The organism is Streptomyces sp. NPDC079167 (assembly GCF_040686735.1).
Taxonomy (GTDB): domain Bacteria; phylum Actinomycetota; class Actinomycetes; order Streptomycetales; family Streptomycetaceae; genus Streptomyces.
The window spans coordinates 121,637-147,482 of record NZ_JBFBLO010000010.1 but is presented as its reverse complement, the minus strand read 5'-3'; the positions used below and the strand labels follow the sequence as shown (position 1 = coordinate 147,482).

Below are 25,846 nucleotides of genomic sequence, written 5' to 3'. Positions count from 1 at the left end.
AAAACACCCAAGAAGCAACAGGAATGTCAGGAGTTGTACGCGGACTGAGCCCGCTCCAACCCCTCCGCCAACAACGACTCCACCGCATCCGCCGACCGGTCCACCAGATACGCAAGCTCCTTGCGCTCCGCCGACGAAAAATCCTTCAGCACAAAATCAGCGACCTGCATCCGCCCCGGCGGCCGGCCGATCCCGAACCGCACCCGGTGATAACCCGGACCCATCGCCTTCGTCATCGACTTCAACCCGTTGTGCCCGTTGTCACCACCACCCAACTTCAGGCGCAACATGCCGAAATCGATGTCCAACTCGTCATGCACAGCCACGACGCGATCCATGGGCACCTTGTAGAAATCCCGCAGCGCGGTGACCGGACCCCCCGACAGATTCATGTACGACATCGGCTTCGCCAGCACCACCCGCCGGCTCCCCGGACCCGGCGGACCGATCCGCCCCTCCACCACCTGCGCCTGCGCCTTCTGCGCCCGCTTGAACTTCCCACCGATCCGCTCCGCCAGCAGATCAGCCACCATGAAGCCCACATTGTGCCGGTTCGCCGCATAATCAGGACCCGGATTACCGAGACCCACGATCAGCCAGGGGTCGGTGACGTCGGACATCAGAACTCGGTCTCCTCGCAGTGCGCACGGAACACGTCGACAACTCGATACAGGGAAGCCCACACAGGCCGACGGGGCGGCGGAACCCCCGAAAAGGGAACCACCACCCCGTCAGTCAAGCAGGTACGGCGAGGGATCAGGCCTCGGCGGAAGCCTCCTCGGCGGGGGCCTCCTCGACCTGCGCCGTGACGACCTGGAGCACGACGGCGTCCTCGTCACCGGCGAGCACGGAGCCCTTCGGCAGCGGGATGTTCTTCGCCAGGATCGAGTCACCGGCATCCAGACCCGCGATCGAGACCGTGACGGACTCGGGGATGTGCGTCGCCTCGGCCTCGACGAGCAGGGTGTTCTGCACGTACTCGAGAAGGTTGCCGCCCGGCGCCAGGTCACCCTCGACGTGCACCGCGACCTCGACCTCGACCTTCTCGCCACGCTTCACCGTGAGGAGGTCGACGTGCTCGATGTTGCCCTTGATGGCGTTACGCTGCACGGCCTTCGGAATCACCAGCGCGTCCTTGCCGTCGATCTCCAGACCGATCAGGACGTTGGCCGTACGCAGAGCCAGAAGCAGGTCATGGCCCGGAAGGTTGATGTGAACCGGCTCAGCACCGTGGCCGTAGACGACCCCGGGAACCAGGTTGGCACGACGCGTACGACGGGCAGCGCCCTTGCCGAACTCCGTACGGACCGTTGCGTCGAGCTTGATCTCAGCCATGCTGCACTCCTCGTAGGGTGACTCGAAAGGTGACGAAAAACCGATGGTCACCCGGCCCACGACAGGCCTGCTACGAAGAGCGCGTCGATAACGGACAACCGACCCCACGCCTACGCATGAGAACGGCCTCCCTCGCCGAGCAACTTGTCCAGTCTACCCGGCGGAGAGGCCGCCCCCCAAGTCGATCACCCGCAGGTGATCACTCCTGCTCCTCGAAGAGGCTCGTCACCGAACCGTCCTCGAACACCTCACGCACCGCACGCGCGATCGTCGGCGCGATCGAAAGCACCGTGATCTTGTCGATCTCCAGCTCACCCGGGGTCGGCAGCGTGTCCGTGAACACGAACTCCGACACCTTCGAGTTCTTCAGCCGGTCCGCGGCCGGACCCGACAGCACACCGTGCGTAGCCGTCACTATGACGTCCTCGGCACCATGCGCGAACAGGGCGTCAGCGGCCGCACAGATCGTGCCACCCGTGTCGATCATGTCGTCGACCAGCACACACACCCGGCCCTCGACATTACCGACGACCTCGTGGACGCTGACCTGGTTCGGCACGTCCTTGTCACGACGCTTGTGCACGATCGCCAGCGGAGCGTCCAGCCGGTCGCACCAACGGTCGGCCACACGCACCCGGCCGGCGTCCGGAGAGACGATCGTCAGCTTCGAACGGTCGACCTTCGCACCCACGTAGTCCGCCAGGATCGGCAGCGCGAACAGGTGGTCCACCGGACCGTCGAAGAACCCCTGGATCTGGTCCGTGTGCAGATCCACGGTGAGGATGCGGTCCGCACCCGCCGTCTTCATCAGATCCGCGACCATACGGGCCGAGATCGGCTCACGGCCACGGTGCTTCTTGTCCTGACGGGCATAACCGTAGAACGGCACGATCACCGTGATCGACCGCGCCGACGCGCGCTTCAGCGCGTCCAGCATGATCAGCTGCTCCATGATCCACTTGTTGATCGGAGCCGTGTGGCTCTGGATCAGGAAGCAGTCGGCGCCACGGGCGGACTCCTGGAAACGTACGTAGATCTCACCGTTGGCGAAATCGAAGGCCTTCGTCGGCACGAGGCCGACACCCAGTTGATGCGCGACCTCCTCGGCCAGCTCGGGGTGGGCGCGGCCGGAGAAGAACATCAGTTTCTTCTCGCCGGTCGTCTTGATCCCGGTCACAGCACAGTCTCCTCAGACGTGTATCTGGCACCGCGCAGCATGTGTCCCGATGTGCGACGAGCCAGCCGAAATGGGTGAGCACGTATCACGGTACGCCGCCTTTGGCGCACCTGTTTCCGGTCAGCTTTCGCCGTCGGACTCCTGCGAGGCCGCCTGAGCGGCCTGAGCCGCCGCACTCCCGGGCCGCTTCCGGGCGACCCAGCCCTCGATATTCCGCTGCTGGCCCCGCGCGACGGCCAGCGAACCCGCCGGCACATCCTTCGTGATGACCGAACCCGCAGCCGTGTAAACGCCGTCCCCGACCGTGACAGGCGCCACAAACATATTGTCCGACCCGGTCCGGCAATGAGACCCGATCGTCGTGTGGTGCTTGGACACGCCGTCGTAGTTCACAAACACGCTCGCCGCACCGATGTTGGTGTGATCACCGATCGTCGCGTCCCCGACATAGCTCAGGTGCGGCACCTTCGTGCCCTCACCGATCGTCGCGTTCTTCATCTCGACGTACGTACCCGCCTTGGCCTTCGCGCCCAGCCTCGTCCCCGGCCGCAGATACGCGAACGGCCCCACCGACGCACCAGGGCCCACCTCGGCGCCGTCCGAGACCGTGTTGTCCACACGGGCGCCCGCGTGGACCACCGTGTCCTTCAGCCGCGAGTTCGGGCCCACCTCGGCGTCCTCGGCGAGATGCGTCGCACCCAGCAGCTGCGTCCCCGGATGCACGACCGCGTCACGCTCGTACGTCACCGTCGCGTCGATCAGCGTCGACGCCGGGTCCACCACCGTCACACCCGCCAGCATCGCGCGCTCCAGGAGCCGCTCGTTGAGCAGACGCCTGGCCTCGGCCAGCTGGAGCCGGTTGTTGATGCCCAGGATCTCCCGGTGGTCACCGGCGACCGAGGCGCCGACACGGTGACCCGCCTCGCGCAGGATCGACAGCACATCGGTGAGGTACTCCTCGCCCTGGCTGTTGTCCGTACGCACCTTGCCGAGCGCCTCGCTCAGCAGCCGGCCGTCGAACGCGAAGACCCCGGAGTTGATCTCCCGGATGCCACGCTGCGCGACGGTGGCGTCCTTGTGCTCGACGATCTCCGTGACCGCGCCGGTGGCCGCGTCGCGGACGATCCGGCCGTAACCGGTGGAGTCCGGGACCTCGGCGGTCAGCACGGTGACGGCGTTCCCGTCGGCCGTGTGGGTGGCGGCCAACGCGGACAGCGTCTCGCCGGAGAGCAGCGGGGTGTCCCCGCACACGACGACGACGGTGCCGTCCACGGTGCCGCCGAGCTCCTCCAGACCCATCCGGACCGCGTGACCGGTGCCGTTCTGCTCGGCCTGGTACGCCGTACGTACGGGGGTGTCCCCGGCGGAGAGGTGCGCGGTGACCTGCTCGCTCGCGTGGCCGACCACGACGACGAGGTGCTGGGGGGCGAGCTCACGGGAGGCGGCGACGACATGTCCGACGAGCGAGCGCCCGGAGATCTCGTGCAGGACCTTGGGGGTCTTCGACTTCATGCGGGTGCCCTCACCCGCTGCGAGGACGACGACGGCGGCCGGGTGGTGGACGCTCACGGAATTGCCCTTCGGCTTCGGGTGGTGGACATCCGCAGGATACCGGGGGCGTATGTGCCCGAAACTGGCGCGGGCCCCGACCGTGAGGTCGGGGCCCGATGCGTGGGCTCCGCCGGCTGGATTCGAACCAGCGTCTCAAGGCTCCAAAGGCCTGCGGGATGCCGCTACCCCACGGCGGATCACTGCGTCAGACCCTACCTGAGGTGGAGTTGGGCCTGATCCACGATTCCGCGCCACCAGCCCTCGACTCGACGATACAACTCGGCACCTTGCGCGACACGGATCACCAGGCAGCCGCGATAGGTCTCGCCGGTGTTCTTCCGTGACGTCTTGGGGTTGTGCTTCTTCAGTGTCGTCTTCTGGAGGGCGGAGGCATCGATGCCCACAAGCTCCGCCCAGTAGCGTTCGGCGGCCTCGACGTCCGCTGTCTCGTGGATCATGACCCGGAAGCAGATGCGGTCGGGCGTGACCCCCACTACGGCCAGCCAGGCCAGATAGGTCTCGATCATGCCCGGGTCGCTATTGACGAACGTCAGGTTCTCCCGGCGGTCGTACGGTTTGTCCTTCGTCCCCTCGGACCAGTAGAGCCCCACGCCGATGAGGAGAAGCTCCCGGTCCGTGAGGTCGCCGATCTCCGCCTTCGCGGCGGCCTTCGTCCGCTGCCGCTCTTCGTCGCGCACGGCCAGTTCGTGATCCCAGCGCATGCGCCCTGCTAGTCGGGCTTGCTCGACGGCGCTGCGGCTGGGGACGGGCTTCGGGAGGTCCCGCACCCACAGCGAGATCGACCCCTTCGAGCACCCCAGCTTCACCTGGATCTGGTCGTAGGTCATGCCCTGGAGCCGCAGCTCCCGGGCCTTCGCCCGCAGGTCGTCCTTGGCGTTCGGGCGCTTCGTCCACTCCGGGGCGGGTTCGCCTTGCAGGAGGCGGTTCAGGATGTCGTTGTTGTCGACGTACAGCCGGTCGCGGATCTGGCGTCGGCTCAGTCCCTCCCTCCGCAGCGCGATCGCCTGCTTCCGTAGTCCCTCGAAGTCCGCGTACTTGCCAGTGGCATGTGTCATACGAGCAGCGTCGTCCGGAATGCGGACGTCCGGGTCGAAAGGGTGCTCGGTTCACCGGATCGTGCGATCTACCCGCCTTTGCGGTATGACCGGTCACTTTCTGTGCTGACGGACTCGCCGGAAATTGGGATGCGTCCGCCCGTAGGCTGGATGCCATGACCGCAACGGGGGCAGACCGGGAAGCGGCGGGTCCGACCACCCGCGGCTACTGGTGGTGGGAGCGGCGGCGCAGTGTCGCCCTGGACGTGGGACTGGCGCTGGTTTCGGCGTTGGAGTGTGCGCTGGAGGGGGTGGCGTTCGCCGGGGAGACCGGGCTGCCGGTGCCGCTGGGGATGCTGTTCGGGCTGCTGGCGGGGGCGGTGCTGGTGCTGCGCAGGCGCTGGCCGATCGCCGTGGTGCTGGTGTCGATTGCGACGACGCCGGCCGAGATGGGCTTCCTGATGGCGATCGTCGGGCTGTACACCCTGGCGGCTTCCGATGTGCCGCGCCGGATCACGGTGGTGCTGACGGGGATGACGCTGGTCGGCGCGTTCATCGTGTCGTACGTGCGGCTGCGGCAGAGCGTGAGTGAGCACGCCGATCTCGGGCCGCTCTGGTACGTCCTGGTGATATCGCTCTTCATGTCGCTGGGGCTGACGGCGCCCTCGGTGTTCTTCGGGCTCTACATCGGGGCGCGGCGCAGGCTGATGGAGAGTCTGCGGGAGCGTGCGGATTCGCTGGAGCGGGAGCTGTCGCTGCTGGCGGACCGGGCGGAGGAGCGGGCCGAGTGGGCGCGTACGGAGGAGCGGGGGCGGATCGCGCGGGAGATGCATGACGTGGTGGCGCACCGGGTGAGTCTGATGGTGGTGCACGCGGCGGCGTTGCAGGCGGTGGCTCCGAAGGATCCGGCGAAGGCGGTGCGTAACGCTGCGTTGGTGGGGGATATGGGCCGGCAGGCGTTGACGGAGTTGCGGGAGATGCTCGGGGTGTTGCGGAGCGGGGATGCTCTGGTGGCTCCTCCGGCGGGGCAGGTGCCGTTGGCTTCGGTGGGGCGGGTGGCTGCGGCGGCGGTTGTGGTGGTGGCTGAGGACGGGCCGCGGTTGCGGGAGGTGGAGGCGTTGGTGGCGCAGTCCCGTGAGGCGGGGATGACGGTGGAGTTGTCGGTGGAGGGGGAGTTGCGTCCGTATGCGCCGGAGGTGGAGCAGACGGCGTACCGGGTGGTGCAGGAGGCGTTGACGAACGTGCACAAGCATGCGGCGGGTGCGCGGACGTGGGTGCGGTTGGCGTATCGGGGTGTGGAGGTGGCGATGCAGGTGGAGAACGGTCCGACGGATGGTGTGACGGCGGATGCGGGGCTGCCGAGTGGGGGGAACGGTTTGGTGGGGATGCGGGAGCGGGTGTTGGGGCTGGGGGGTGTGTTCGTGTCGGGGCCGACGGATGCGGGTGGTTTCCGGGTGTCGGCGGTGTTGCCGGATGCGGGGTCGGTGTAGGGGTGTCAGCTTGAGGTGAGGCGGGTGGGCTGTACGCCGGTGATGAGGGTTTCGAGGGCGCGGTCGATGTCGGAGCCGAGGTACCAGTCGCCGGTGTGGTCGATGGAGTAGACGCGTCCTTCGTTGTCGATGGCGAGGACTGCTTGTGCGTCGCCTTCCTGGCCGAGGGGGGCGACTTCGGTGTCGAGTGCGCGTCCGAGGTCGCCGAGTGTGCGTGCGAGGTGGAGTCCGCTGAGCGGGTCGATGTGCACGGTGGTGGTGGCGATGTGGCGGCCGGGTGCGGTGGAGGTGATGTGGAGTCCGCCGAATTCGGCCCAGGCTTCGACGGCTGCGGGGAAGACGGCGTGCTGGTGGCCGGCGGGGGAGGCGTGGGAGCGGAGGGCGTCGGCCCATTCCTCGGCTTGTCGGATGTCCCAGCGGCCGGGTTGCCAGCCGGCGTCGCGGAGTGCGGCGTCGAGGGCGACGGGGAAGCGGGTGGTGGAGTTGCGGGCTTGTTGGCCGGGTACGTCGCGCATGGGTGGTGGGTTCAGCCCTTCTCGGCGGTGGTCGCCGCACCGGTGGTGAGGTCGACGGGGCGTACGCCGAAGTGGGCGAGCATTTCGGTGCAGGAGCGGCAGGGGGGTGCGTAGCTGCCGTGGAGGGGGTCGCCGTCCTCGCGGATGCGGCGGGCGGTGAGGCGGGCGTGTTTGAGTGCGCGGCGGGCTTCGCCGTTGGTGAGGGGTTTGCGCTGGGCTCGTTTGGAGCGGCTGCTGTCGGCTGCGGTGAGCTGGCGTGAGAGGAGTATGGCTTCGGGGCAGCGTCCGGTGAAGCGTTCGCGTTGGTTGCTGGTGAGGGTGTCGAGGAAGTCCTGTACGAGGGGGTGGAGGACGGGTGGCTGGTCGCCTTTGCCTGCGGTGCAGGTGAGTGTTTCTCCGCGTACGGACAGGGCTGCGGCCACCGCGGGCAGGATGCCGTCGCGGCGGTGGTGGAGGTGGGGTGCTGTGTTGGTTTCGGTGGTGCTCCAGCTGAGTCGTGGGTCTCCGGATGTGACTGTTTGTGCTGTGTGCATGGTGCTGGTGTCCCTCCCTGCAATCCCCCGAGTTGCGGGGACAGCCTGCCAAATATGCAGGGTGGTGGGGAAGCTGGGTGGGGGAAACGTGTCTGCGTGTCGTGGGTCGGTGGTTCGGTTGTCGCGTGTCCGTCACGCGTTGGTGACGTTGGGTGAGTGGGGTGGCGGGGGCGGGGGGCGTTGTTGCGTCACGGCATAGGCTGTGCGCAACACCAGACGCAGCAGGGGGCAACCGCCATGACGACAGGTCGGCTCGGGCAGCAAGCCGCGCCACCGAATGCGGCCTATGCCGGGCAGGTCGTGCATTTCCCGGATCCTGTCCGGGCGTCCCGCCACCCGAGGGGTGTGCGTGTGGACGGGAACGGCTTTCCGGTGCTTTCGCCGTACGCGCGTGCGGCGGCGGAGATCGCGGATCCGCCTCCGGGGTTCGGTATCGACGAGTTGCGGCTGACGGATTACGTGTCGGCGAACGCGGCGTTGGCGGCGAGTGGTCATGAGTTGTGGGACACGATTCCGGCGGTGGCGACTCCGCACGGGTGGACGTGGCATCACGTGGCGGGTGGCCGGCGGATGGAGCTGGTGCCGGTCGAGGTGAAGGCGTTGTTGCGTCATCACGGTGGTCTGGCGACGACTTCGGTGGATCAGGGCCGTCGTGGTACGCGGCCGTTGCAGGAGACGCGGCCTGCTCATTTCCGTTTGCCGAAGGGTTCTGTGGCGGTGGGTGAGCAGCAGGTCCTGGGTGTCGAGGAGGATTTGGGGTATCGCCTTCCGGGTGCGTACAGGTCGTTCCTGAAGGCGGCCGGTGGTTCGGCTCCGGTGGGTGCGGCGTTGGACGCGGAGTTGGGTCTGCTGGTGGATCAGCCGTTTTTCACGGTGCGTGAGGAAGCGGCTGTGAATGACCTGGTTTATGTGAACAAGTGTCTGCGTGATCACTTCACGAAGGATTTCCTGGGTGTGGGTTTTGTCCAGGGCGGGATCCTGGCGGTGAAGGTGCGTGGTGGTGGTGTGGGGTCGGTGTGGTTCTGCGCGTATGACGATGCGCGGGATCAGGACGGCTGGGGTGTGCAGGAGCGGGTGGACCGGCTGCTGTTGCCGTGCGGTGAGGACTTCGATGCGTTCCTCCAGCGTCTGGCGGGTAATCCGCCGGAGTTGGAGACGGTGGCGAACCTGATGGTGGACGGTGGCTTCGCGCGGGCCGTCCCGGTGGAGGGGTGAGCGCGGTGGTGACGTTCGCGCAGGCGCAGGAGCGGGCGGATGAGTGGGTCAACGGTGATGTGCCCGCGTATCAGCACCGTGAGGTCCGGGTCCGTGAGTTCGAGCTGGGTTTTGTGGTGTGGGCGGAGGACCGTGCGGAGGGTCCTGTTTCGGACGGGGGCCGTCAGCGGCTGGTGATCGCCCGGGACAGTGGTGAGGCGACGTTGTGGCCGGGGTTGCCGGTGGGTGAGGTGATACGGCGGTACGAGGAGGATTACGGGGTTTCCGCGGAGGTGGAGGCTGCTCCGGAGCCGCCGCAGCGTATTGATCTGAATCAGACGTCGTTCTTGTTGACGCCGCCGGAGTGGTTGCAGGAGGCGGCGGACAAGCTGGGGATTCCGGATCGGCGTGCGGAGGGGGAAGCGCCGTCTCCGGCTCCTGTGCCGGCACCTGAGGCGCCTTCTCCTTCTGTTCCCGCGCCGGCTGGTGGTTCGGGGTCGGCGTGGCCGGCTGCCGGTGGGCAGCCGGATCATGAGCCGACGGCGAACGACGGGGTGCCGGCCGGGGCGACGCCTTGGGCGGGTACGGACACGAACGCGGGTTCCGACGAGGGCGGTGTGCCGTTGCCCGCGACGGTGTTCGCGCCGCCGCTTTCGGGGTCGGACGACGACGGGGCTCCGCCGCCGGTGGTTTCGGCGGAGGCGCCCACGGCGTTGATGTCGGGTGGCAGTCAGCTGCCGCCGACGGCGGTGGTGCCGGGGCTGGATCCGCAGGCGCCGCCTCCGGGGCCTCCTGCGCCCGCTGCTCCTTTCGTCCCTCCTGCTCCGGCTCCTTCGGCTCCGGCGCCTGCCGGGCCGCCTTCTGCCGGCTCGGGGCGCGGGGCGGGGGACATCGCGGACGCGGCGACGAGCAAGGCCGTCGTGCCGCCGCGGAGTGCTCGGGGGTCGGTGTCGACGACTCCGCCGCCGCCCGGGGCGCCCGGGGTGCCGGGGGCGCGGCCGGGGGCGGTTCCGCCGCCTTCCGGGCCGGGTGTGCCGGGTGCGCCGGCGGGTGGCTATGTGCCGACGCAGTTGGTCTCGCAGACGCCGCCTCCGGGTGTGCAGCCGCCTGGTCCTCCGGGGCCTCCTGGTTCCACGCCGCCTCCGGGCGGCGGGCTGCATCATGCGGCGACGATGTTCGCCGATGCGAGCATCGGTGGTCCGAACGCGCCACGTCCTCCGGGCCCGCCGGGTCCTCCTGCTCCTCCGGGTCCTCCGGGGGCTCCGGGTGCGCCGCCGCCTCCTCCGCCGCCTGCCGGCTCCACGCCGCCGCCCGGTCCTCCGCCGCCGCCTCCGGGTGGCGGGGTGCACCATGCCGCGACGATGCTGGCGGGTCCGGGGCAGGCCGGTGCGGGTGCGCCGCAGCCGCCCGGTCCTCCGGGGCCTCCTGGTCCTCCCGGGGCGCCGGGGCAGCACATGCCGCCGCCTCCTGGTCCTTCCGGGGCGCCGGGTCAGCACACGCCGCCGCCTCCTGGGGCGTACGGCTATCCGCAGCAGCCGGTGGGCCTGCCGACGGTCGGTCCGGGGTATCAGGCCGTGCTGCGTTTCCGTGCGGCCGACGGCAGTGAGCAGCAGCTGATCCGGCGTTCGGCGCCGGGTACTCCGCATCCGGAGTGGCAGATGCTGCATGAGCTGCGGGGGATGGGTGTGCCGCCGCAGCAGGTGATCGAGCTGCATACGGAGCTGGAGTCGTGCGAGCTTCCGGGTGGTTACTGTGCGCGGATGATCCGGGAGACGTGGCCGCAGGTCCGGATCACGAGTGTCGCGCCGTACGGGACGGATCATGCGAGCCGGCAGCAGGGGATGCAGCATCTGCTGACGCATCAGGGTGAGTTGCATCAGGTGGCGGACGGGCCGGCGCGGCCGGCTCCGGTGCGGGCGCCGTTGCCGCAGGTGCCGCCTGCGCCGGCGGTGCCTCCGGAGGCGTTGGCGGAGGAGATGCTGGGGGCTTTCGGTCCTCAGGGTGTGCTGCGTTTCGATCAGCGGGCGGTGTCCCGTCAGGGTGTGCCCGAGGTGGTGGCGCGGACGCTGGTGTGGGCGGGGCTGCCTGCTGATTTCGGGCCGTTCTTCTGGGCGCAGCCGGGTCATCCTGTGGTGCCGACGCTGGCGGAGCTGGCGGGGCAGCGTCAGGTGCAGCCCGCGTCGGACGCGGGTTCGTATCTGGTGATGGGTTCGGACTTCGGCCGGGCGATCTGTGTGCAGTACGGGACGGCGAACATCGTGGCTGTTCCGGTGGAGGCGGGTCCGGGGGGTCAGCCGGTTCCGCCGCAGTTCGTGAACACGGGGCTGCCGGAGTTCGTGCGGTCGATGGCGTTGCTGGGCCGGATGTGGCGGTTGCGGTTCGGGTTGAATCCTGAGCAGGCGGGTCGTTGGACGGTCGATTTCCAGGCGCAGCTGGTGGCGATCGATGCGGCTGCTCTGGCGTCGCCGGAGGGCTGGTGGTCGGTGTTGCTGGAGCAGATGTGGGACGGGCTGCTGTGACGCGGGCCGGTCGGATCTGATCTGTTGTGTGCGAGAGGCGTTCGTCCTGTGATGGGGCGGGCGCCTTTTGTGCGGGGTGTCTGTGATGCGGGTCGCTTCCGTCCTGAATGCAGCTGATCGATTCCGACTTCCGGGCCAATTACCGCATCCTTGACGTATTGCTTCATGGTCGGGGAGTCGGAGAGCGGGAAAGAGGGCTTCAGGGATGAGTGGTGGACCGGTGTCCGCGCACGGTTTTGTCGGTGGTCGGGGGCGTGGTTACCGTCCTGAGCAGGTGGACCGTGTGGTGGCCTCGCTGTCGGCGGAGCGGGACGGGGCTCTGGAGCGGCTTGCCCTGCTGACGGGGCGGGCCGAGGAGTTGGCGGCGGAGGCGGTGCGGCTGGGTGAGGTGGTGGCCTCGCTCGCTCCGCAGACGTACCGGTCGCTGGGGGAGAGGGCGCAGCAGATCCTGGCTCTGGCGGAGGCCGAGGCGGAGGCGGCGCGGGGGGCGGCGTCGGAGGAGGCGCAGGCGCTGCGGGACGCGGCGGATGTGGCGGGCCGGGAGATCCGTGAGGCGGCGCGTGAGCGGGCTGGGGTTGTGCGGGCGGAGGCGGACGCCTGTGCGGAGGGGGTGCTGGCCGAGGCGCGGGAGAGCGCCGGTGCGCTGCTGGAGGAGGCGCGCCACGAGGCGGGTGAGGTGCGTGGGGCCGCGGAGGCGGAGATGGACAGCACGCGTCGTCGTACGGCGGGGGTGCTGGCGCATCAGGAGCAGGAGCATGCCGAGCGGGGCAAGGCGGCGGAGGGTGAGATCGCCGGTGCCGAGGTGGCTGCGGCGGAGCGTGAGGCGGAGCTGACGGCTCGTGGGGAGGCGCTGCTCGACCGGGCGCGGCGGGAGCTCGCGGAGGCGGAGGAGGCGGCCCGGCACGGTCAGGAGGACGCGGAGGCGCGTGCGGCGGAGCTGCTGGCGGGGGCCAGGGTGGCGGAGGAGCGTGTGGTGCGGGAGACGGAGCGGGTCCTGCGGGAGCACGAGGAGGGTCGTGAGGAGGTGCAGGCGCACATGGCGCATGTGCGTCATTCGCTGGCGGCGCTCACGGGGCGTGCGGTGTCGGGGTCCGTGGGGGAGTGACGGGGTGCCTGGCGCCGGCCGGCCGGGTCAGGGGCGTGGCCAGGGGCGTTCGGAGAGGCGCTCGATGCCGGTGTTGAAGCGTTTGAGGTAGGCGGCGTAGGCGGCTATGTCCTGGTCCGGCCAGTCGTGCATGACCTGGTCCAGGGCGCGTACGACGCGTTCGCGTTCTTCGTCGAGGAGGTGGGCGCCCTTGTCGGTGATGCGGAATTTGCGGGCCATGCCGCCCTCGGGGTCGGCGATGCGTTCGGTCAGTCCGGCGCGTGTGGCGGCGGCGGTCTGGCGGTTGAGGGTGGAGGCGTCGAGGCCGAAGGCGTCGCTGAGTTCGCCGATGGACATCGGTCCCTGGACGCGTATGCGGCTGAGGAGTACGTAGGCGCTGCGTTCCAGGAGGGCGTTCCGGTGGCGTCCGCCCCGGTGGTAGGCGAGGTCGTGGCGCCAGAGGAGCATCTGTTCGTACTCCACGTCGTCCGTGGGTCCGGCCATTTCTGTCGCCTCCTTCTCCTGTCCCGGGTCGGTCGCGTGTTGGTCGCGGGCGGTTTCATGCTCTCACAAGACGTGTACTGGACACATAACATGCATGACACATTCAACATGTACGATACATTGGGCATGTACGATGCATACTGTTGATCGAGACGACCGACCCCAAGGAGTACCGACCTCATGGATGCCCCCCAGCCGACAGCCGGATCAGGCGGTGTGATCGCCACGCTCGCTTTCGCGGGCACCGTGGCGGCGGTCATGCAGACCCTGGTCACCCCGCTCATCGCGGAGCTGCCGAAGCTCCTCGACACCACGTCCTCCAACGCCGCCTGGGTGATCACCGTCACCCTGCTGGTCTCGGCCGTGTGTGTGCCGGTCTCCGGGCGGCTGGGCGACCTGCTGGGCAAGCGCCGGATGCTCCTCGTGTGCGCGGTGCCGCTGGTCGTCGGGTCGGTGGTCTGCGCGCTCGCGTCCTCAGTCGTCCCGATGATCATCGGGCGCGGTCTGCAGGGGATGGGCATGGGCATGGTGCCGCTCGGCATCGCCCTGCTGCGTGACGTGGTGCCGAAGGAGAAGATGAGCTCCTCCATCGCCCTGGTCAGCGCCTCCCTCGGCATCGGCGGCGCCCTCGGCCTGCCGATCGCCTCGGCGGTCGCCCAGTACGCGAACTGGCGCGTGCTGTTCTGGGGCTCCGCCGTGCTGGCCCTCATCATCTTCGCCCTGATCTGGTTCCTGGTCCCGGACGTCCCGGCCGCCGCCAAGGGGCAGCGTTTCGACATGCCCGGTGCCCTCGGCCTGGCCGTCGGTCTGGTCTGTCTGCTTCTCGCCGTCTCCAAGGGCGCCGAGTGGGGCTGGGCCTCCACGACGACCATCGGCCTGTTCGTCGCCTCCGTCGTGGTGCTGCTGGTCTGGGGATTCTGGGAGCTGCGGACCAAGGACCCGCTGGTCGACCTGCGCACCACGGCCCGTCCCCGGGTGCTGATCACCAACCTGGCGTCGCTCTTCGTCGGCTTCGGCATGTACGCCGGCATGCTGATCGCGCCGCAGCTCCTGCAGTTCCCCGAGGCCACCGGCTACGGCCTGGGCCAGTCGATGCTCGCGGCGGGTCTGTGGATGGCCCCCGGGGGCCTGATGATGATGGTCATCTCCCCGCTCGGCGGGAAGCTCACCGACTCCCGCGGCCCGAAGTTCACGCTGATCTGCGGTGTGCTGGTGATCGCGGGCGCCTACGGGCTGGGGATCCTCCTGATGGGCTCCGCCTGGGGTCTGATGCTGTTCCTCATGGTCAGCAGCAGTGGCGTCGGACTCGCCTACGGTGCGATGCCCGCCCTGATCATGAGCTCGGTCCCGGTGTCCGAGACGGCCGCCGCCAACGGGTTCAACACCCTCATGCGCGCCCTCGGCACCTCGATCGGTGCCGCGGTGATCGGCGCGGTCCTCGCCCAGATGACCACGGAGACGGCCGGCTACAGCTTCACCTCCGAGGCCGGGTTCCGTACCGGCCTGGCGCTCGGCTGCGGTGTCGCGCTGGTCGCCGTGGTGATCTCGGCGTTCATCCCGGCCCTCCGCCGTCCCGCCGCCGGTCCCGGCGAGCAGGCCGACGCCAGCGCAGCGCCCGAGGTGGCCGCCGCCAAGGGCTGACCCCGGCGCGAGCTTCCGTACGCCGAAGTGCCCGGCCTCGACCCCACCGGGGCGAGACCGGGCACTTCGGCGTCGAGGGCCGGGCGCCGGGGCGGGCCGCCTCAGATGCGCGGGTCCGTCGGGTGGGAGCCGGTGGTGGGGCCGCCACCGGGAGTGTTGCGCCGCGGTACGTCGTGGTCCTTCTTCTTGCGCGGGATCAGGCCCGCCAGGCCGAGGAGTCCGACGAGCCCCCACAGCCCCCAGCCGCCACTGCTGTCGTCATCCTTGTCGTCGTTCGCGGCGACGGGGGAGACCGCGGCGGTGGCTGCCACCTGCCCCCCGGGAGCCTGGGCGAGGGCCGGTGCCGCGGGGGCGAGGAGAAGCGCGGCGGTGAGGGCCAGGGTGGCGGAGGTGTGTCGCATCGTGTCGATCCTCTTCTTCCGGTGAATCGTCGCTGGGTGCTCGCTGACCGGTCACCGTCAAAATGCGGGGAGCAGCGCTCCGAGCGCACCTGCGGGGTCCGGATGCATCCCGGCCATCACCCCCCGTCCGGTCCGGCCCCGCAACCGCAGCCGCAGCCTCTCCGGCCGACTTCACCCCCGCCACCTGCGGACATGCCGCGACGGCTGCCGGAGTCATGCCTGCCGAACGGAGGACGCCCACCCGGAGTCAGGCCGCGAGGTCACCTCGTCGGCTCGGTGCTCTCGTGCTCGTCCAGGACGGGGAAGCGGCGCGGGGCCAGGAAGACGAGGACCAGCAGGGCGAGAGCGGCTGCGACCGCGGCGCCGGTGAACACGTGGTCGACGGCGGTGTCGACGGCCCGCCGCAGATAGTCCGTCGCCGCGGCGGAGAGGGCGGCCGGGTCCTCGAGGGCGTGCGACACCGCGTCCAGGTCGCCGGGCAGGCCCGGGACGGGGGCAGCGGCCAGCCGGGAGGCGAGCACGCCGTTGGCGACGGCGCCGAACAGCGCGGCACCGAGGCTCTGGCCGACCTGGCGGCAGAAGAGCACGGACGCCGTCGTCGTGCCCCGCTCGGCCCAGCCGACCGTGGACTGGACCCCGACGATCAGGGGGAGTTGGAAGAGGCCGAGGGTCGCGCCGAGCAGCAGCATGAGCAGGGCGGGCTGCCAGGCGCTGCCGGGGTAGGGCAGCAGCGGGAAGCAGAGCAGCACCAGCAAAGCCCCGGACATGCCGGTGATCGCGGTGCGGCGGAAGCCGATGCGGTTGTAGACCCGGTCGGAGAGGGCGGCGGAGACGGGCCAGCTCAGGGTCATCACGGAGAGGACGAACCCGGCGGCGATCGGGCCCAGTCCGAGGACGGACTGGGCGTAGGTCGGCAGGAAGACGGTCGGCGCGACCATGAGCAGCCCCATCGCGCCGAGGGCGAGATTGACCGAGGCGATGGTGCGGCGACGCCAGACCCAGCCGGGTATGACGGGTTCCGCGGCGCGGCGTTCGATGAGGACGGTCAGGGCGGCCAGCGCGGCGCTCGCACCCAGCAGCCCGAGCGAAGGGGCGGAGAGCCAGGGCCACGCGACACCGCCCTGGACGAGCGCGGTCAGCAGCAGCGCGCCGGTGGCGAAGACCGCGAGGGCGCCCGCCCAGTCGGTACGGGGACGGGTCGCGGGGCGCGGCCTGGCGGGTTCGTGGAGGTGACGGACGACCAGCCAGAGGGCGACGGCGCCGACCGGCAGGTTGATCAGGAAGATCCAGCGCCAGTCGGCGTACGCGGCGAGGAGCCCGCCGACCGCGGGCCCCGCCACGGCCGAAGTGGCCCAGACGGTGGACAGTTTCGCCTGGATCTTCGGCCGTTCCTTGAGCGGGTACAGGTCGGCGGCGATGGTCTGCACCGTGCCCTGGAGGGCGCCGCCGCCGAGACCCTGGACGACGCGGAAGGCGATGAGGGCGGCCATGTTCCAGGCGGCGGCGCAGAGCAGGGAGCCGGCCAGGAAGAGGATGATCCCGGCGATCAGGACGGGCTTGCGGCCGAAGGTGTCGGAGAGCTTCCCGTACACCGGCAGGGTGACGGTCACGGCGAGCAGATAACCGGAGAAGAGCCAGGAGAAGACGGAGAACCCGCCGAGGTCACCGACGATCTGCGGCACGGCCGTCGCGACGATGGTGCCGTCGATGGCGGCGAGCCCCATGCCCAGCATGAGGGCCGCCGCGACGGGGCGGCGGCTCCGCGGGGTGTCCGGTGGGGACCCGGGGGCGGCGGTCCCGCGTACCGCTTCCGGGCTGTCCGTGCCGCCGGTGCCGTCCGTGCCGCCCACAGGGGTCCCTTCCCTATGCATCTACTTGCCGGTGGACACTGTCTCACCGCCCGGCGCCGTACGGGAGCCGCAGGCCGGACACCGGGACCCCTACTCAGGTCCCGCACCCGCGGCCCGGACCCCTAGGGGGAGCACCGGAGTTGTGCCCGGGGGCCGTTCCTCCCGCCGGAGGACGAGAGGCGGGTGTCCCGTTCCTTAGCGTGTTCTTATACCGGCCGACACGTGGGGGGCGGCCGGTACGGCGCCGTGGATGCGGCCGGCCGCAGGGGGCGGGGTGGGGAAAACCCCCCTCGAAGACTGCGCCGGGCACCAGCGCGCCGGAGCACCTCTTCACCCGAGACTCGGAACGTACACAGAGACGTCCGCGCATCGACCGGCATAGGAGAAAAAACGTGACAACGGCTGTAACCATTCCCAGGCACGGGGACACTGGAGGGCGTACGGCCGTTGCTGCGCGAGCGCGACAGGTCGTCAAGGCGTACGGGGCGGGGGAGACCCGGGTGGTGGCACTCGACCACGTCGACGTGGACATCGTCCGCGGGCAGTTCACGGCGATCATGGGCCCGTCCGGGTCGGGCAAGTCGACCCTGATGCACTGCCTGGCGGGTCTGGACACGGTGACCTCGGGGCAGATCCACCTCGCCGACACCGAGATCACGGGGCTCAAGGACAAGAAGCTGACCCAGCTGCGCCGGGACCGCATCGGCTTCATCTTCCAGGCGTTCAACCTGCTTCCGACGCTCAACGCGATCGAGAACATCACGCTGCCGATGGACATCGCGGGCCGTAAGCCCGACGCCGGCTGGCTGAGGCAGGTCGTGGAGACCGTCGGGCTGTCCGAGCGGCTCAAGCACCGGCCCACGGAGCTCTCCGGCGGTCAGCAGCAGCGTGTCGCGGTGGCACGTGCGCTCGCCGCCCGCCCCGAGATCATCTTCGGTGACGAGCCCACGGGGAACCTGGACTCGCGGGCAGGCGCCGAGGTGCTGTCCTTCCTGCGCAAGTCGGTCGACGAGCTCGGCCAGACCATCGTCATGGTCACCCACGACCCGGTGGCCGCCTCCTACGCGGACCGGGTCCTCTATCTCGCGGACGGCTCCATCGTCGACGAGATGAAGAACCCCACGGCCGAGCAGGTCCTGGACCGGATGAAGGACTTCGACGCACGCGGGCGGACGTCATGACCGTCTGGAAGACCTCGATGCGCAACTTCCTCGCGCACAAGGGGCGGATGGCGCTCTCGGCCGTTGCCGTCCTGCTGTCGGTGGCGTTCGTGTGCGGCACGCTCGTCTTCACCGACACGATGAACACCACCTTCGACAAGCTCTTCGCGGCGACGTCCGCCGACGTGACGGTCAGCCCGAAGAAGGCCGGGACCGACGACGTCCCGGAGAGCGGCAAGCCCGATGCGCTCCCCGCGTCCGTCGTCGCCGAGGTCGCCGCGGTGGACGGGGTGAAGAAGGCGGAGGGGGCGGTCAGCAGCATGGCCGTCACCCTCGTCGACAGCAACAACAAGAACCTGGGTTCCGACACCGGTGCCCCGACGATCGCGGGCAACTGGACCGACAACGACCTGCGGTCCATGGAGATCACCTCCGGCCACGCCCCGCGCGGGCCGACCGAGGCCATGATCGACGCCGACACCGCCGAGAAGCACCACCTGAACGTCGGCGACGAGGTGCGCACCATCGCCGTCACCGGTGACATCAGGGCGAAGATCTCCGGTATCGCCTCGTTCACCGTGACCAACCCCGGTGCGGCCGTCGTCTACCTCGACACCGCCACCGCGCAGCAGAAGCTGCTGGGCGCGTCCGATGTGTTCACCCACATCTCCGTCACCGCCGAACCGGGTGTCGGCGACACCCGGTTGAAGAAGGACGTCGCCGCGGCTCTGGGCGACGCGGGCACGTACAAGCTGCAGACCCAGAAGGAGGCCGCCGACGCCAACAAGGACTCCATGGGCTCCTTCCTGGACGTCATGAAGTACGCGATGCTCGGCTTCGCCGGGATCGCCTTCCTCGTCGGCATCTTCCTGATCGTCAACACCTTCTCGATGCTGGTCGCCCAGCGCACCCGTGAGATCGGCCTGATGCGGGCCATCGGCTCCAGCCGCAAGCAGGTCAACCGGTCCGTGCTCGTCGAGGCGGTCCTCCTGGGCATCGTCGGATCGGTCCTGGGAGTCGCCGCCGGCATCGGCCTCGCCGTCGGGCTGATGAAGGCCATGGGCGCCGTCGGCATGGAGCTGTCCACCGGGGACCTCACCATCGCCTGGACGACACCGGTGACCGGGCTGGCGCTCGGCATCGTCGTCACCGTCCTCGCCGCGTACATCCCGGCCCGCCGGGCCGGCAAGGTCTCCCCGATGGCCGCCCTGCGGGACGCCGGGACGCCGGCGGACGCCAGGTCCGGCTGGGTCCGTGCCGGCATCGGCCTGGTCCTCACCGGGGCCGGCGCCGCCGGCCTGTGGGCGACGACCCGGGTGGACGAGGCGAGCGAGGGCTCGCTCTACCTCGGCCTGGGAGTGGTCCTCACCCTCATCGGTTTCATCGTGATCGGCCCGCTGCTCGCCGGTGCGGTCGTGCGGGTGCTCGGCCTCGTCGTCCTGCGGCTGTTCGGCCCGGTCGGGCGGCTGGCGGAGCGCAACGCGCTGCGCAACCCCCGGCGTACGGGAGCGACCGGCGCGGCCCTGATGATCGGGCTTGCCCTGGTGGCGTGCCTGTCGGTCGTCGGCTCGTCCATGGTCGCCTCCGCCACCGACGAGCTGGACAAGTCGGTCGGCACGGACTTCATCGTCCAGTCGAGCACCGGCCAGCTGATCGTGCCGCAGGCGGCGGACGCCATCGAGAAGGTGCCCGGCATCGAGCACGTGACGAACTACAAGGTGCTCGCCGCGAAGCTCACCAACCCCGACGGATCGACGGCGGACGAGCACGTCACCGCCGCCGACCCGACGTACCCGCAGGACCTGCGGCGCGAGACCGTCGCCGGTGACCTGGCGAAGGCGTACGGCGCGGACTCCATGTCGGTCGGGTCGGACTACGCCGCCCTGCACAGGATCGAGGTGGGTGACGAGCTCACCGTCGCCTTCAAGGCCGGCGACACCGCGAAGCTGAAGGTCGCCGCGATCACCTCGGACGACACGTCCGTCGACCAGGGGGCGATGTACATCAACGTCACCACGGCCGAACGTCACGTCGCCGCCGACCGGATGCCCGAGAACATGATCATGTTCGCCGCGGCGGAGGACGGCAAGGAGAAGGAGGCCTACGCGGCCATCAAGAGCTCGCTCGCCGCCTACCCGCAGTACAAGGTGCAGAACCAGGCCGACTTCAAGCAGGACCTGAAGGACCAGATCGGCCAGCTGCTGAACATCGTGTACGGCCTGCTCGCCCTGGCGATCATCGTCGCGGTGCTCGGTGTGGTGAACACCCTGGCCCTGTCGGTGGTCGAGCGGACCCGCGAGATCGGCCTGATGCGGGCGATCGGCCTCTCCCGCCGTCAGCTGCGGCGCATGATCCGGCTGGAGTCCGTGGTCATCGCCCTGTTCGGCGCGCTGCTCGGACTGGGCCTGGGCATGGGCTGGGGAACCTCGGCCCAGAAGCTGCTGGCCCTGGAGGGGCTCGGGGTCCTGGAGATCCCGTGGCCGACGATCATCACCGTGTTCGTCGCCTCGGCCTTCGTCGGACTGTTCGCCGCCCTGGTCCCGGCCTTCCGGGCAGGCCGGATGAACGTCCTGAACGCGATCGCCACGGACGGGTGACGGAGCCCGCCGTAGGATGACTGATCCGGCCCCGGGGCGTTCCTCCAAACGCCCCGGGGCCGGTTCGTGTCCCGTTGCCTCCGTCAGGCGTGCAGGACCGGCACGTCGTACTGGGGGATCCACTTGTCGCGGGTGACGATCGTCAGCCCCTCCGTCTGGGCCTGGGCGACGAGGACGCGGTCGAAGGGGTCGCGGTGGAGCGGGGGGAGGCGGCCGGCCTTGACCCCGTGTCCCGCGGTGATCGCGAGGCTCGTCAGCTGGCAGTCACGGACCCGCTCAGCCAGGTCGTCGGGTCCTGCGAGCTTGCCGGCAGACTGCTTGATGGCGATTTCCCAGGGCGTCGCGGCGCTGAGGAACACCGCGGGCTCCGTGTCGATCAGGTCCTTCACCTCCTCGGACAGCTCGGGGGAGTCGTCGAGCCACCAGAGAGCGATATGAGTGTCGAGCAGCAGACGCATCAGCGCATCCCGAAGGCTTCGGCGATGTCGTCCGGGAGCTCGTCGAAGTCGTCGGGGATGTGAATCTGCCCCCGGAGCGAACCGCGGCCGGTCCGTCGCACCTTCGGATGCAGCGGTACGACCTTGGCGATCGGCTCCCCGGCCCGGCTGATCACGACCTCCTCGCCGGTCTCGACCTGTTGCAGTATCCGGGAGAAGTGGGTCTTGGCCTCGTGCACGTTGTACTGCCGGGCTTCCATGACGCCTCGCTCGGGCCAGAAGTGGACTAGCTACCGGACTAAGGCTAGCCCCGCTGCCGCCGTACGGACAACGGCGTTCCCTCGCGCGAGTGACACACCGGCGTCGTACGCTGGAGACCCCCGGCCCGTGCCACGTGTCGGGTCCTTCGCGTTGCTCACTCGCCACACCGGACGGAACCTTCATGAGCCTGCACGGTCTGCTGGATGTCGTCGTCACCGACCCGGCGCTCTCCGAAGCGGTGAAGGCCGCCTCCGACGGCCACCGGGCCCATGTCGACCTGGTCGGCCCGCCCGCCGCGCGGCCCTTCGCCGTGGCCGCGCTGGCCCGCGACGCCGGGCGTACGGTGCTCGCCGTCACCGCGACCGGCCGGGAGGCCGAGGACCTGGCGGCCGCGCTGCGGACCCTGCTGCCGCCCGACACCGTGGCGGAGTTCCCGTCCTGGGAGACCCTGCCCCACGAGCGGCTCTCGCCCCGCTCGGACACCGTGGGCCGCCGCCTCGCCGTGCTCCGCCGCCTCGCGCACCCCCGGCAGGACGACCCGGAGACCGGCCCGGTCAGCGTGGTCGTCGCGCCGGTCCGCTCCGTGCTCCAGCCGCAGGTCAAGGGGCTCGGCGACCTGGAGCCCGTCGCGCTGAGCAGCGGGCAGACCGCGGATCTGGGCGAGGTCGTGGACGCGCTCGCGGCGGCGGCGTACGCCCGTGTCGAGCTGGTCGAGAAGCGCGGCGAGTTCGCCGTGCGCGGCGGCATCCTGGACGTCTTCCCGCCGACCGAGGAGCACCCCCTGCGGGTGGAGTTCTGGGGCGACGACGTCGAGGAGATCCGCTACTTCAAGATCGCCGACCAGCGGTCCCTTGAGGTCGCCGAGCACGGCCTGTGGGCCCCGCCCTGCCGTGAGCTGCTGCTCACCGAGGAGGTACGCACCCGGGCCGCGGCCCTCGCCGAGGCGCACCCGGAGCTGGGCGAACTGCTGGGGAAGATCGCGGAGGGGATCGCCGTCGAGGGGATGGAGTCCCTCGCCCCGGTCCTCGTCGACGAGATGGAGCTGCTGCTCGACGTCCTGCCGAAGGGCTCGATGGCACTGGTCTGCGACCCGGAGCGGGTGCGGACCAGGGCGGCCGACCTCGTCGCGACGAGCCAGGAGTTCCTCCAGGCGTCCTGGGCGGCCACCGCGGGCGGCGGCGAGGCCCCGATCGATGTCGGCGCGGCCTCCCTGTGGGGCATCGCGGACGTCCGGGACCGGGCGCGTGAGCTGTCGATGATGTGGTGGTCGACCTCCCCGTTCGCCGCCGACGAGGAGCTCGACGGGGACTCCCTGAAGCTGGGGATGCACGCCCCGGAGACGTACCGGGGCGACACCGCCCGGGCGCTCGCCGACACCAAGGGGTGGCTGGCCGAGGGCTGGCGCACGGTGTACGTCACCGAGGGGCAGGGCCCCGCCTCCCGTACGGTCGAGGTGCTCGGCGGCGAGGGCATCGCGGCCCGCCTCGACCAGGACCTGGCCGAGATCACGCCGTCGCTCGTGCACGTCTCGTGCGGAGCGATCGAGAACGGCTTCGTGGACCCGGCGCTGAAGCTGGCCGTGCTGACGGAGACGGATCTGACCGGACAGCGCACCGCCAGCAAGGACCTGGGGCGGATGCCGGCCCGCCGCCGTAAGTCCATCGACCCGCTGACCCTCCAGGCGAACGACTACATCGTGCACGAGCAGCACGGGGTCGGGCGCTACATCGAGATGGTGCAGCGCACCGTGCAGGGCGCGACCCGCGAGTACCTCCTCGTCGAGTACGCCCCCGCCAAGCGCGGCCAGCCCGGGGACCGCCTCTACATCCCCACCGACCAGCTGGAGCAGGTCACGAAGTACGTCGGCGGCGAGGCCCCGACGCTGCACCGGCTCGGCGGCGCCGACTGGACGAAGACGAAGCAGCGGGCCAAGAAGGCGGTCAAGGAGATCGCCGCAGACCTGATCAAGCTGTACTCGGCGCGGATGGCGGCCCCCGGCCACGCGTTCGCCCCGGACACCCCGTGGCAGCGCGAGCTGGAGGACGCGTTCCCGTACGCGGAGACGCCCGACCAGCTGTCCACGATCGCCGAGGTCAAGGAGGACATGGAGAAGTCCGTCCCGATGGACCGGCTGATCTGCGGCGACGTCGGGTACGGCAAGACGGAGATCGCGGTGCGCGCGGCCTTCAAGGCCGTCCAGGACGGCAAGCAGGTCGCCGTCCTGGTGCCCACGACGCTCCTGGTCCAGCAGCACTTCGGCACGTTCACCGAGCGGTACGCGCAGTTCCCCGTCAACGTACGGGCGCTGAGCCGCTTCCAGTCGGACACCGAGTCGAAGGCGACGCTGGAGGGGCTGAAGGACGGGTCGGTGGACCTGGTCATCGGGACGCACCGGCTGTTCTCGTCGGAGACGAAGTTCAAGGACCTGGGTCTGGTCATCGTCGACGAGGAGCAGCGCTTCGGCGTCGAGCACAAGGAGCAGCTGAAGAAGCTGCGGGCCAACGTCGACGTGCTCACGATGTCGGCGACGCCCATCCCCCGTACGCTCGAGATGGCGGTGACGGGCATCCGCGAGATGTCGACGATCACGACGCCCCCCGAGGAGCGGCACCCGGTCCTCACCTTCGTCGGGCCCTACGAGGAGAAGCAGATCGGCGCGGCGGTGCGCCGTGAACTCCTGCGTGAGGGCCAGGTGTTCTACATCCACAACCGGGTCGAGTCCATCGACCGGGCGGCGGCGCGGCTGCGGGAGATCGTGCCCGAGGCGCGGATCGCGACGGCGCACGGGCAGATGGGCGAGAGCCAGCTGGAGCAGGTCGTCGTCGACTTCTGGGAGAAGCGGTTCGACGTCCTGGTCTCGACGACGATCGTCGAGTCCGGCATCGACATCTCCAACGCGAACACGCTGATCGTGGAGCGCGGTGACAACTTCGGGCTCTCCCAGCTGCACCAGCTGCGCGGCCGTGTGGGCCGTGGCCGGGACCGGGGTTACTCCTACTTCCTGTACCCGCCGGAGAAGCCGCTGACCGAGACCGCGCACGAGCGGCTGGCGACGATCGCCCAGCACACCGAGATGGGCGCCGGCATGTACGTGGCGATGAAGGACCTGGAGATCCGCGGAGCGGGAAACCTGCTGGGCGGCGAGCAGTCCGGTCACATCGCGGGGGTCGGCTTCGACCTGTACATCCGGATGGTCGGCGAGGCGGTGGCGGACTACCGGGCGGCCGTGGACGGCGGGGTCGAGGAGGAGCCGCCGCTGGAGGTCAAGATCGAGCTCCCGGTCGACGCGCACGTCCCGCACGACTACGCGCCGGGTGAGCGGCTGCGCCTGCAGGCGTACCGCTCGATCGCCTCCGCGAATTCGGAGGAGGACATCAGGGCGGTGCGTGAGGAGCTCACCGACCGTTACGGCAAGCTGCCGGAGCCGGTGGAGAACCTTCTGCTGGTGGCGGGTCTGCGGATGCTGGCCCGGGCCTGCGGGGTGGGCGAGATCGTGCTGCAGGGGCCGAACATCCGCTTCGCGCCGGTGGAGCTTCGGGAGTCGCAGGAGCTGCGGCTGAAGCGGCTGCACCCGAAGACGATCTTCAAGCCGGCCACGCGCCAGATCCTGGTGCCGCGGCCGACGGCGGGCCGGATCGGCGGGAAGCCGGTGGTGGGGCGCGAACTCCTGTCGTGGACCGGGGAGTTCCTTACGACGATCCTGGGGTCGTGACCCCCGGCAGGGACCGCGGCGGGGACGCCGCCTTCACGCCCGGAGTCCGGCGCGCCTAACCTGGTGCGCTGTGACCCCTCTTCGCGCCGTGCCCCGCCGACACCGACTCCTCGCCTGTGCCACGTCGGCGTTGGTGGGCGCGGCGGTCCTGACCGGCTGCGACGCCGTGAGCGACCTCGGCGTCCCCGAGCCGGCCGCCACCTCCCCGGCCCCCGGGGGGTCGGCGCTGCGCGCCGTCGACGGGCTGAGCGTGAAGGGCCGCGCGCCGAAGACCGGGTACGACCGTGACGCGTTCGGGTCCGCCTGGGTGGACACCGACCGCAACGGCTGCGGTACCCGGGACGACGTACTCGCGCACCAGCTGTCCGGTGTCGAGCGGGACGCCGACGGCTGCAAGGTGCTCAGCGGCGTCCTCGACCCCGATCCGTACACGGGGGGCCGCATCGCGTTCGAACGCGGGCGCAGCAAGGTGGACATAGACCACCTCGTCGCCCTGTCCGACGCGTGGCAGAAGGGCGCCCAGCAGTGGAGCGACGGCAAACGGCGGGCGTTCGCGAACGATCCGCTCAACCTGGTGGCGGCCGACTCGTCCACCAACCGCCGCAAGGGCGACGGGGACACCGCGACCTGGCTGCCGCCCAACAAGGCGTACCGCTGCACGTATGTGGCGGGGCAGGTGTCGGTGAAGAGCAAGTACGGGCTGTGGGTGACCGAGGCGGAGCGGGACGCCATGCGGAAGGTGCTGTCCTCCTGTCCCGCCGAGAAGCTGCCCACGGGTGGCAGTCCGACCGAGGCTCCCAGGCGCTGAGGGCGCCCGAGCCGCCGTTGTG

At 70.0% G+C, this 25,846-nt stretch carries 21 protein-coding genes and 1 tRNA gene; 9 read left to right on the top strand and 13 right to left on the bottom strand.

What is annotated here, in order from left to right; translation table 11 throughout:
* Positions 1-26: 26 nt before the first annotated feature.
* From pth to AB0P41_RS21970, 6 genes are all read right to left on the bottom strand, one after another.
* Complete coding sequence (pth, locus tag AB0P41_RS21995) at positions 27-620, bottom strand: aminoacyl-tRNA hydrolase (protein WP_365933631.1); 594 nt, start codon at positions 618-620, stop codon at positions 27-29.
* Positions 621-756: 136 nt separating this feature from the next.
* Positions 757-1,335, bottom strand: coding sequence for a 50S ribosomal protein L25/general stress protein Ctc (locus AB0P41_RS21990; RefSeq protein ID WP_356709665.1), 579 nt, complete (start codon positions 1,333-1,335; stop codon positions 757-759).
* A gap of 199 nt (positions 1,336-1,534) precedes the next feature.
* Complete coding sequence (locus tag AB0P41_RS21985; RefSeq protein WP_033301367.1) at positions 1,535-2,512, bottom strand: ribose-phosphate diphosphokinase; 978 nt, start codon at positions 2,510-2,512, stop codon at positions 1,535-1,537.
* A gap of 120 nt (positions 2,513-2,632) precedes the next feature.
* Entirely contained in the window at positions 2,633-4,081 is a 1,449-nt protein-coding gene (gene glmU, locus AB0P41_RS21980; protein ID WP_365933628.1) for a bifunctional UDP-N-acetylglucosamine diphosphorylase/glucosamine-1-phosphate N-acetyltransferase GlmU, read from the bottom strand.
* Between the two features lie 107 nt (positions 4,082-4,188).
* Positions 4,189-4,260, bottom strand: a tRNA-Gln gene (locus AB0P41_RS21975).
* A gap of 15 nt (positions 4,261-4,275) precedes the next feature.
* Positions 4,276-5,139 (bottom strand): hypothetical protein, encoded by an 864-nt coding sequence (locus tag AB0P41_RS21970; protein ID WP_356709661.1) that lies wholly within the window; start codon positions 5,137-5,139, stop codon positions 4,276-4,278.
* Between the two features lie 155 nt (positions 5,140-5,294).
* On the opposite strand from AB0P41_RS21970, the gene AB0P41_RS21965 reads away from it, so the two are divergent.
* Entirely contained in the window at positions 5,295-6,608 is a 1,314-nt protein-coding gene (locus AB0P41_RS21965) for a histidine kinase (RefSeq protein WP_356709659.1), read from the top strand.
* 5 nt (positions 6,609-6,613) lie between these two features.
* On the opposite strand, the gene AB0P41_RS21960 is transcribed toward AB0P41_RS21965, so the two are convergent.
* Entirely contained in the window at positions 6,614-7,123 is a 510-nt protein-coding gene (locus AB0P41_RS21960) for an SUKH-3 domain-containing protein (protein WP_356709657.1), read from the bottom strand.
* 11 nt (positions 7,124-7,134) lie between these two features.
* Positions 7,135-7,656, bottom strand: coding sequence for a YwqJ-related putative deaminase (locus AB0P41_RS21955; protein WP_356709655.1), 522 nt, complete (start codon positions 7,654-7,656; stop codon positions 7,135-7,137).
* A 237-nt stretch (positions 7,657-7,893) separates the two neighbouring features.
* On the opposite strand from AB0P41_RS21955, the gene AB0P41_RS21950 reads away from it, so the two are divergent.
* The 3 genes from AB0P41_RS21950 to AB0P41_RS21940 all read left to right on the top strand — a co-directional run bounded on the left by AB0P41_RS21950 (position 7,894) and on the right by AB0P41_RS21940 (position 12,474).
* A complete protein-coding gene (locus AB0P41_RS21950) occupies positions 7,894-8,871 on the top strand; it encodes an SMI1/KNR4 family protein (RefSeq protein WP_356709654.1) in 978 nt (325 codons plus the stop codon).
* On the top strand, positions 8,868-11,369 hold the full coding sequence (locus AB0P41_RS21945) for an SUKH-4 family immunity protein (RefSeq protein WP_365933625.1): 2,502 nt from the start codon (positions 8,868-8,870) through the stop codon (positions 11,367-11,369). Before AB0P41_RS21950 ends, AB0P41_RS21945 begins: the two co-directional genes overlap by 4 nt.
* 205 nt (positions 11,370-11,574) lie before the next feature.
* Positions 11,575-12,474, top strand: coding sequence for a cellulose-binding protein (locus tag AB0P41_RS21940; protein WP_365933624.1), 900 nt, complete (start codon positions 11,575-11,577; stop codon positions 12,472-12,474).
* 27 nt (positions 12,475-12,501) lie between these two features.
* Here the strand turns inward: AB0P41_RS21940 and AB0P41_RS21935 are convergent, their stop codons facing one another.
* The gene (locus AB0P41_RS21935) at positions 12,502-12,957 is read right to left on the bottom strand and encodes a MarR family transcriptional regulator (protein ID WP_356709648.1); all 456 of its coding nucleotides are present in this window, start codon (positions 12,955-12,957) and stop codon (positions 12,502-12,504) included.
* A 180-nt stretch (positions 12,958-13,137) separates the two neighbouring features.
* On the opposite strand from AB0P41_RS21935, the gene AB0P41_RS21930 reads away from it, so the two are divergent.
* Entirely contained in the window at positions 13,138-14,598 is a 1,461-nt protein-coding gene (locus AB0P41_RS21930) for an MFS transporter (RefSeq protein ID WP_356709646.1), read from the top strand.
* 101 nt (positions 14,599-14,699) lie between these two features.
* On the opposite strand, the gene AB0P41_RS21925 is transcribed toward AB0P41_RS21930, so the two are convergent.
* Positions 14,700-14,999 carry a WGxxGxxG family protein gene (locus tag AB0P41_RS21925; RefSeq protein ID WP_356709644.1) on the bottom strand — a complete coding sequence of 100 codons (300 nt, stop codon included), beginning with the start codon at positions 14,997-14,999 and terminating at the stop codon, positions 14,700-14,702.
* A gap of 260 nt (positions 15,000-15,259) precedes the next feature.
* Positions 15,260-16,849 (bottom strand): MFS transporter, encoded by a 1,590-nt coding sequence (locus AB0P41_RS21920; protein WP_365933621.1) that lies wholly within the window; start codon positions 16,847-16,849, stop codon positions 15,260-15,262.
* A 392-nt stretch (positions 16,850-17,241) separates the two neighbouring features.
* Between AB0P41_RS21920 and AB0P41_RS21915 the strand changes: the two genes are divergently transcribed.
* Positions 17,242-18,030 (top strand): ABC transporter ATP-binding protein, encoded by a 789-nt coding sequence (locus AB0P41_RS21915; RefSeq protein WP_356709642.1) that lies wholly within the window; start codon positions 17,242-17,244, stop codon positions 18,028-18,030.
* Positions 18,027-20,606: an FtsX-like permease family protein gene (locus AB0P41_RS21910; protein ID WP_365933619.1), complete on the top strand. Its 2,580-nt coding sequence runs from the start codon at positions 18,027-18,029 to the stop codon at positions 20,604-20,606. Before AB0P41_RS21915 ends, AB0P41_RS21910 begins: the two co-directional genes overlap by 4 nt.
* Positions 20,607-20,689: 83 nt before the next feature.
* Here the strand turns inward: AB0P41_RS21910 and AB0P41_RS21905 are convergent, their stop codons facing one another.
* Positions 20,690-21,064 (bottom strand): type II toxin-antitoxin system VapC family toxin, encoded by a 375-nt coding sequence (locus tag AB0P41_RS21905; protein WP_356709638.1) that lies wholly within the window; start codon positions 21,062-21,064, stop codon positions 20,690-20,692.
* Positions 21,064-21,303 carry a type II toxin-antitoxin system prevent-host-death family antitoxin gene (locus tag AB0P41_RS21900; protein ID WP_365933618.1) on the bottom strand — a complete coding sequence of 80 codons (240 nt, stop codon included), beginning with the start codon at positions 21,301-21,303 and terminating at the stop codon, positions 21,064-21,066. The genes AB0P41_RS21905 and AB0P41_RS21900 overlap by 1 nt, the downstream gene beginning before the upstream one ends.
* Positions 21,304-21,485: 182 nt before the next feature.
* Between AB0P41_RS21900 and mfd the strand changes: the two genes are divergently transcribed.
* Complete coding sequence (gene mfd / locus AB0P41_RS21895; protein WP_356709634.1) at positions 21,486-25,016, top strand: transcription-repair coupling factor; 3,531 nt, start codon at positions 21,486-21,488, stop codon at positions 25,014-25,016.
* A 166-nt stretch (positions 25,017-25,182) separates the two neighbouring features.
* The gene (locus AB0P41_RS21890) at positions 25,183-25,824 is read left to right on the top strand and encodes an HNH endonuclease family protein (protein ID WP_365933849.1); all 642 of its coding nucleotides are present in this window, start codon (positions 25,183-25,185) and stop codon (positions 25,822-25,824) included.
* The last annotated feature ends 22 nt before the right edge of the window (positions 25,825-25,846 follow it).

Bases quoted from the DNA above. Each gene is read 5' to 3' on its own strand.
- pth (WP_365933631.1), bottom strand. From the start codon at position 620: ATGTCCGACGTCACCGACCCCTGGCTGATCGTGGGTCTCGGTAATCCG.
- AB0P41_RS21990 (WP_356709665.1), bottom strand. From the start codon at position 1,335: ATGGCTGAGATCAAGCTCGACGCAACGGTCCGTACGGAGTTCGGCAAG.
- AB0P41_RS21970 (WP_356709661.1), bottom strand. From the start codon at position 5,139: ATGACACATGCCACTGGCAAGTACGCGGACTTCGAGGGACTACGGAAG.
- AB0P41_RS21965 (WP_356709659.1), top strand. From the start codon at position 5,295: ATGACCGCAACGGGGGCAGACCGGGAAGCGGCGGGTCCGACCACCCGC.
- AB0P41_RS21960 (WP_356709657.1), bottom strand. From the start codon at position 7,123: ATGCGCGACGTACCCGGCCAACAAGCCCGCAACTCCACCACCCGCTTC.
- AB0P41_RS21955 (WP_356709655.1), bottom strand. From the start codon at position 7,656: ATGCACACAGCACAAACAGTCACATCCGGAGACCCACGACTCAGCTGG.
- AB0P41_RS21950 (WP_356709654.1), top strand. From the start codon at position 7,894: ATGACGACAGGTCGGCTCGGGCAGCAAGCCGCGCCACCGAATGCGGCC.
- AB0P41_RS21940 (WP_365933624.1), top strand. From the start codon at position 11,575: ATGAGTGGTGGACCGGTGTCCGCGCACGGTTTTGTCGGTGGTCGGGGG.
- AB0P41_RS21935 (WP_356709648.1), bottom strand. From the start codon at position 12,957: ATGGCCGGACCCACGGACGACGTGGAGTACGAACAGATGCTCCTCTGG.
- AB0P41_RS21930 (WP_356709646.1), top strand. From the start codon at position 13,138: ATGGATGCCCCCCAGCCGACAGCCGGATCAGGCGGTGTGATCGCCACG.
- AB0P41_RS21925 (WP_356709644.1), bottom strand. From the start codon at position 14,999: ATGCGACACACCTCCGCCACCCTGGCCCTCACCGCCGCGCTTCTCCTC.
- AB0P41_RS21910 (WP_365933619.1), top strand. From the start codon at position 18,027: ATGACCGTCTGGAAGACCTCGATGCGCAACTTCCTCGCGCACAAGGGG.
- AB0P41_RS21905 (WP_356709638.1), bottom strand. From the start codon at position 21,064: ATGCGTCTGCTGCTCGACACTCATATCGCTCTCTGGTGGCTCGACGAC.
- AB0P41_RS21900 (WP_365933618.1), bottom strand. From the start codon at position 21,303: ATGGAAGCCCGGCAGTACAACGTGCACGAGGCCAAGACCCACTTCTCC.
- mfd (WP_356709634.1), top strand. From the start codon at position 21,486: ATGAGCCTGCACGGTCTGCTGGATGTCGTCGTCACCGACCCGGCGCTC.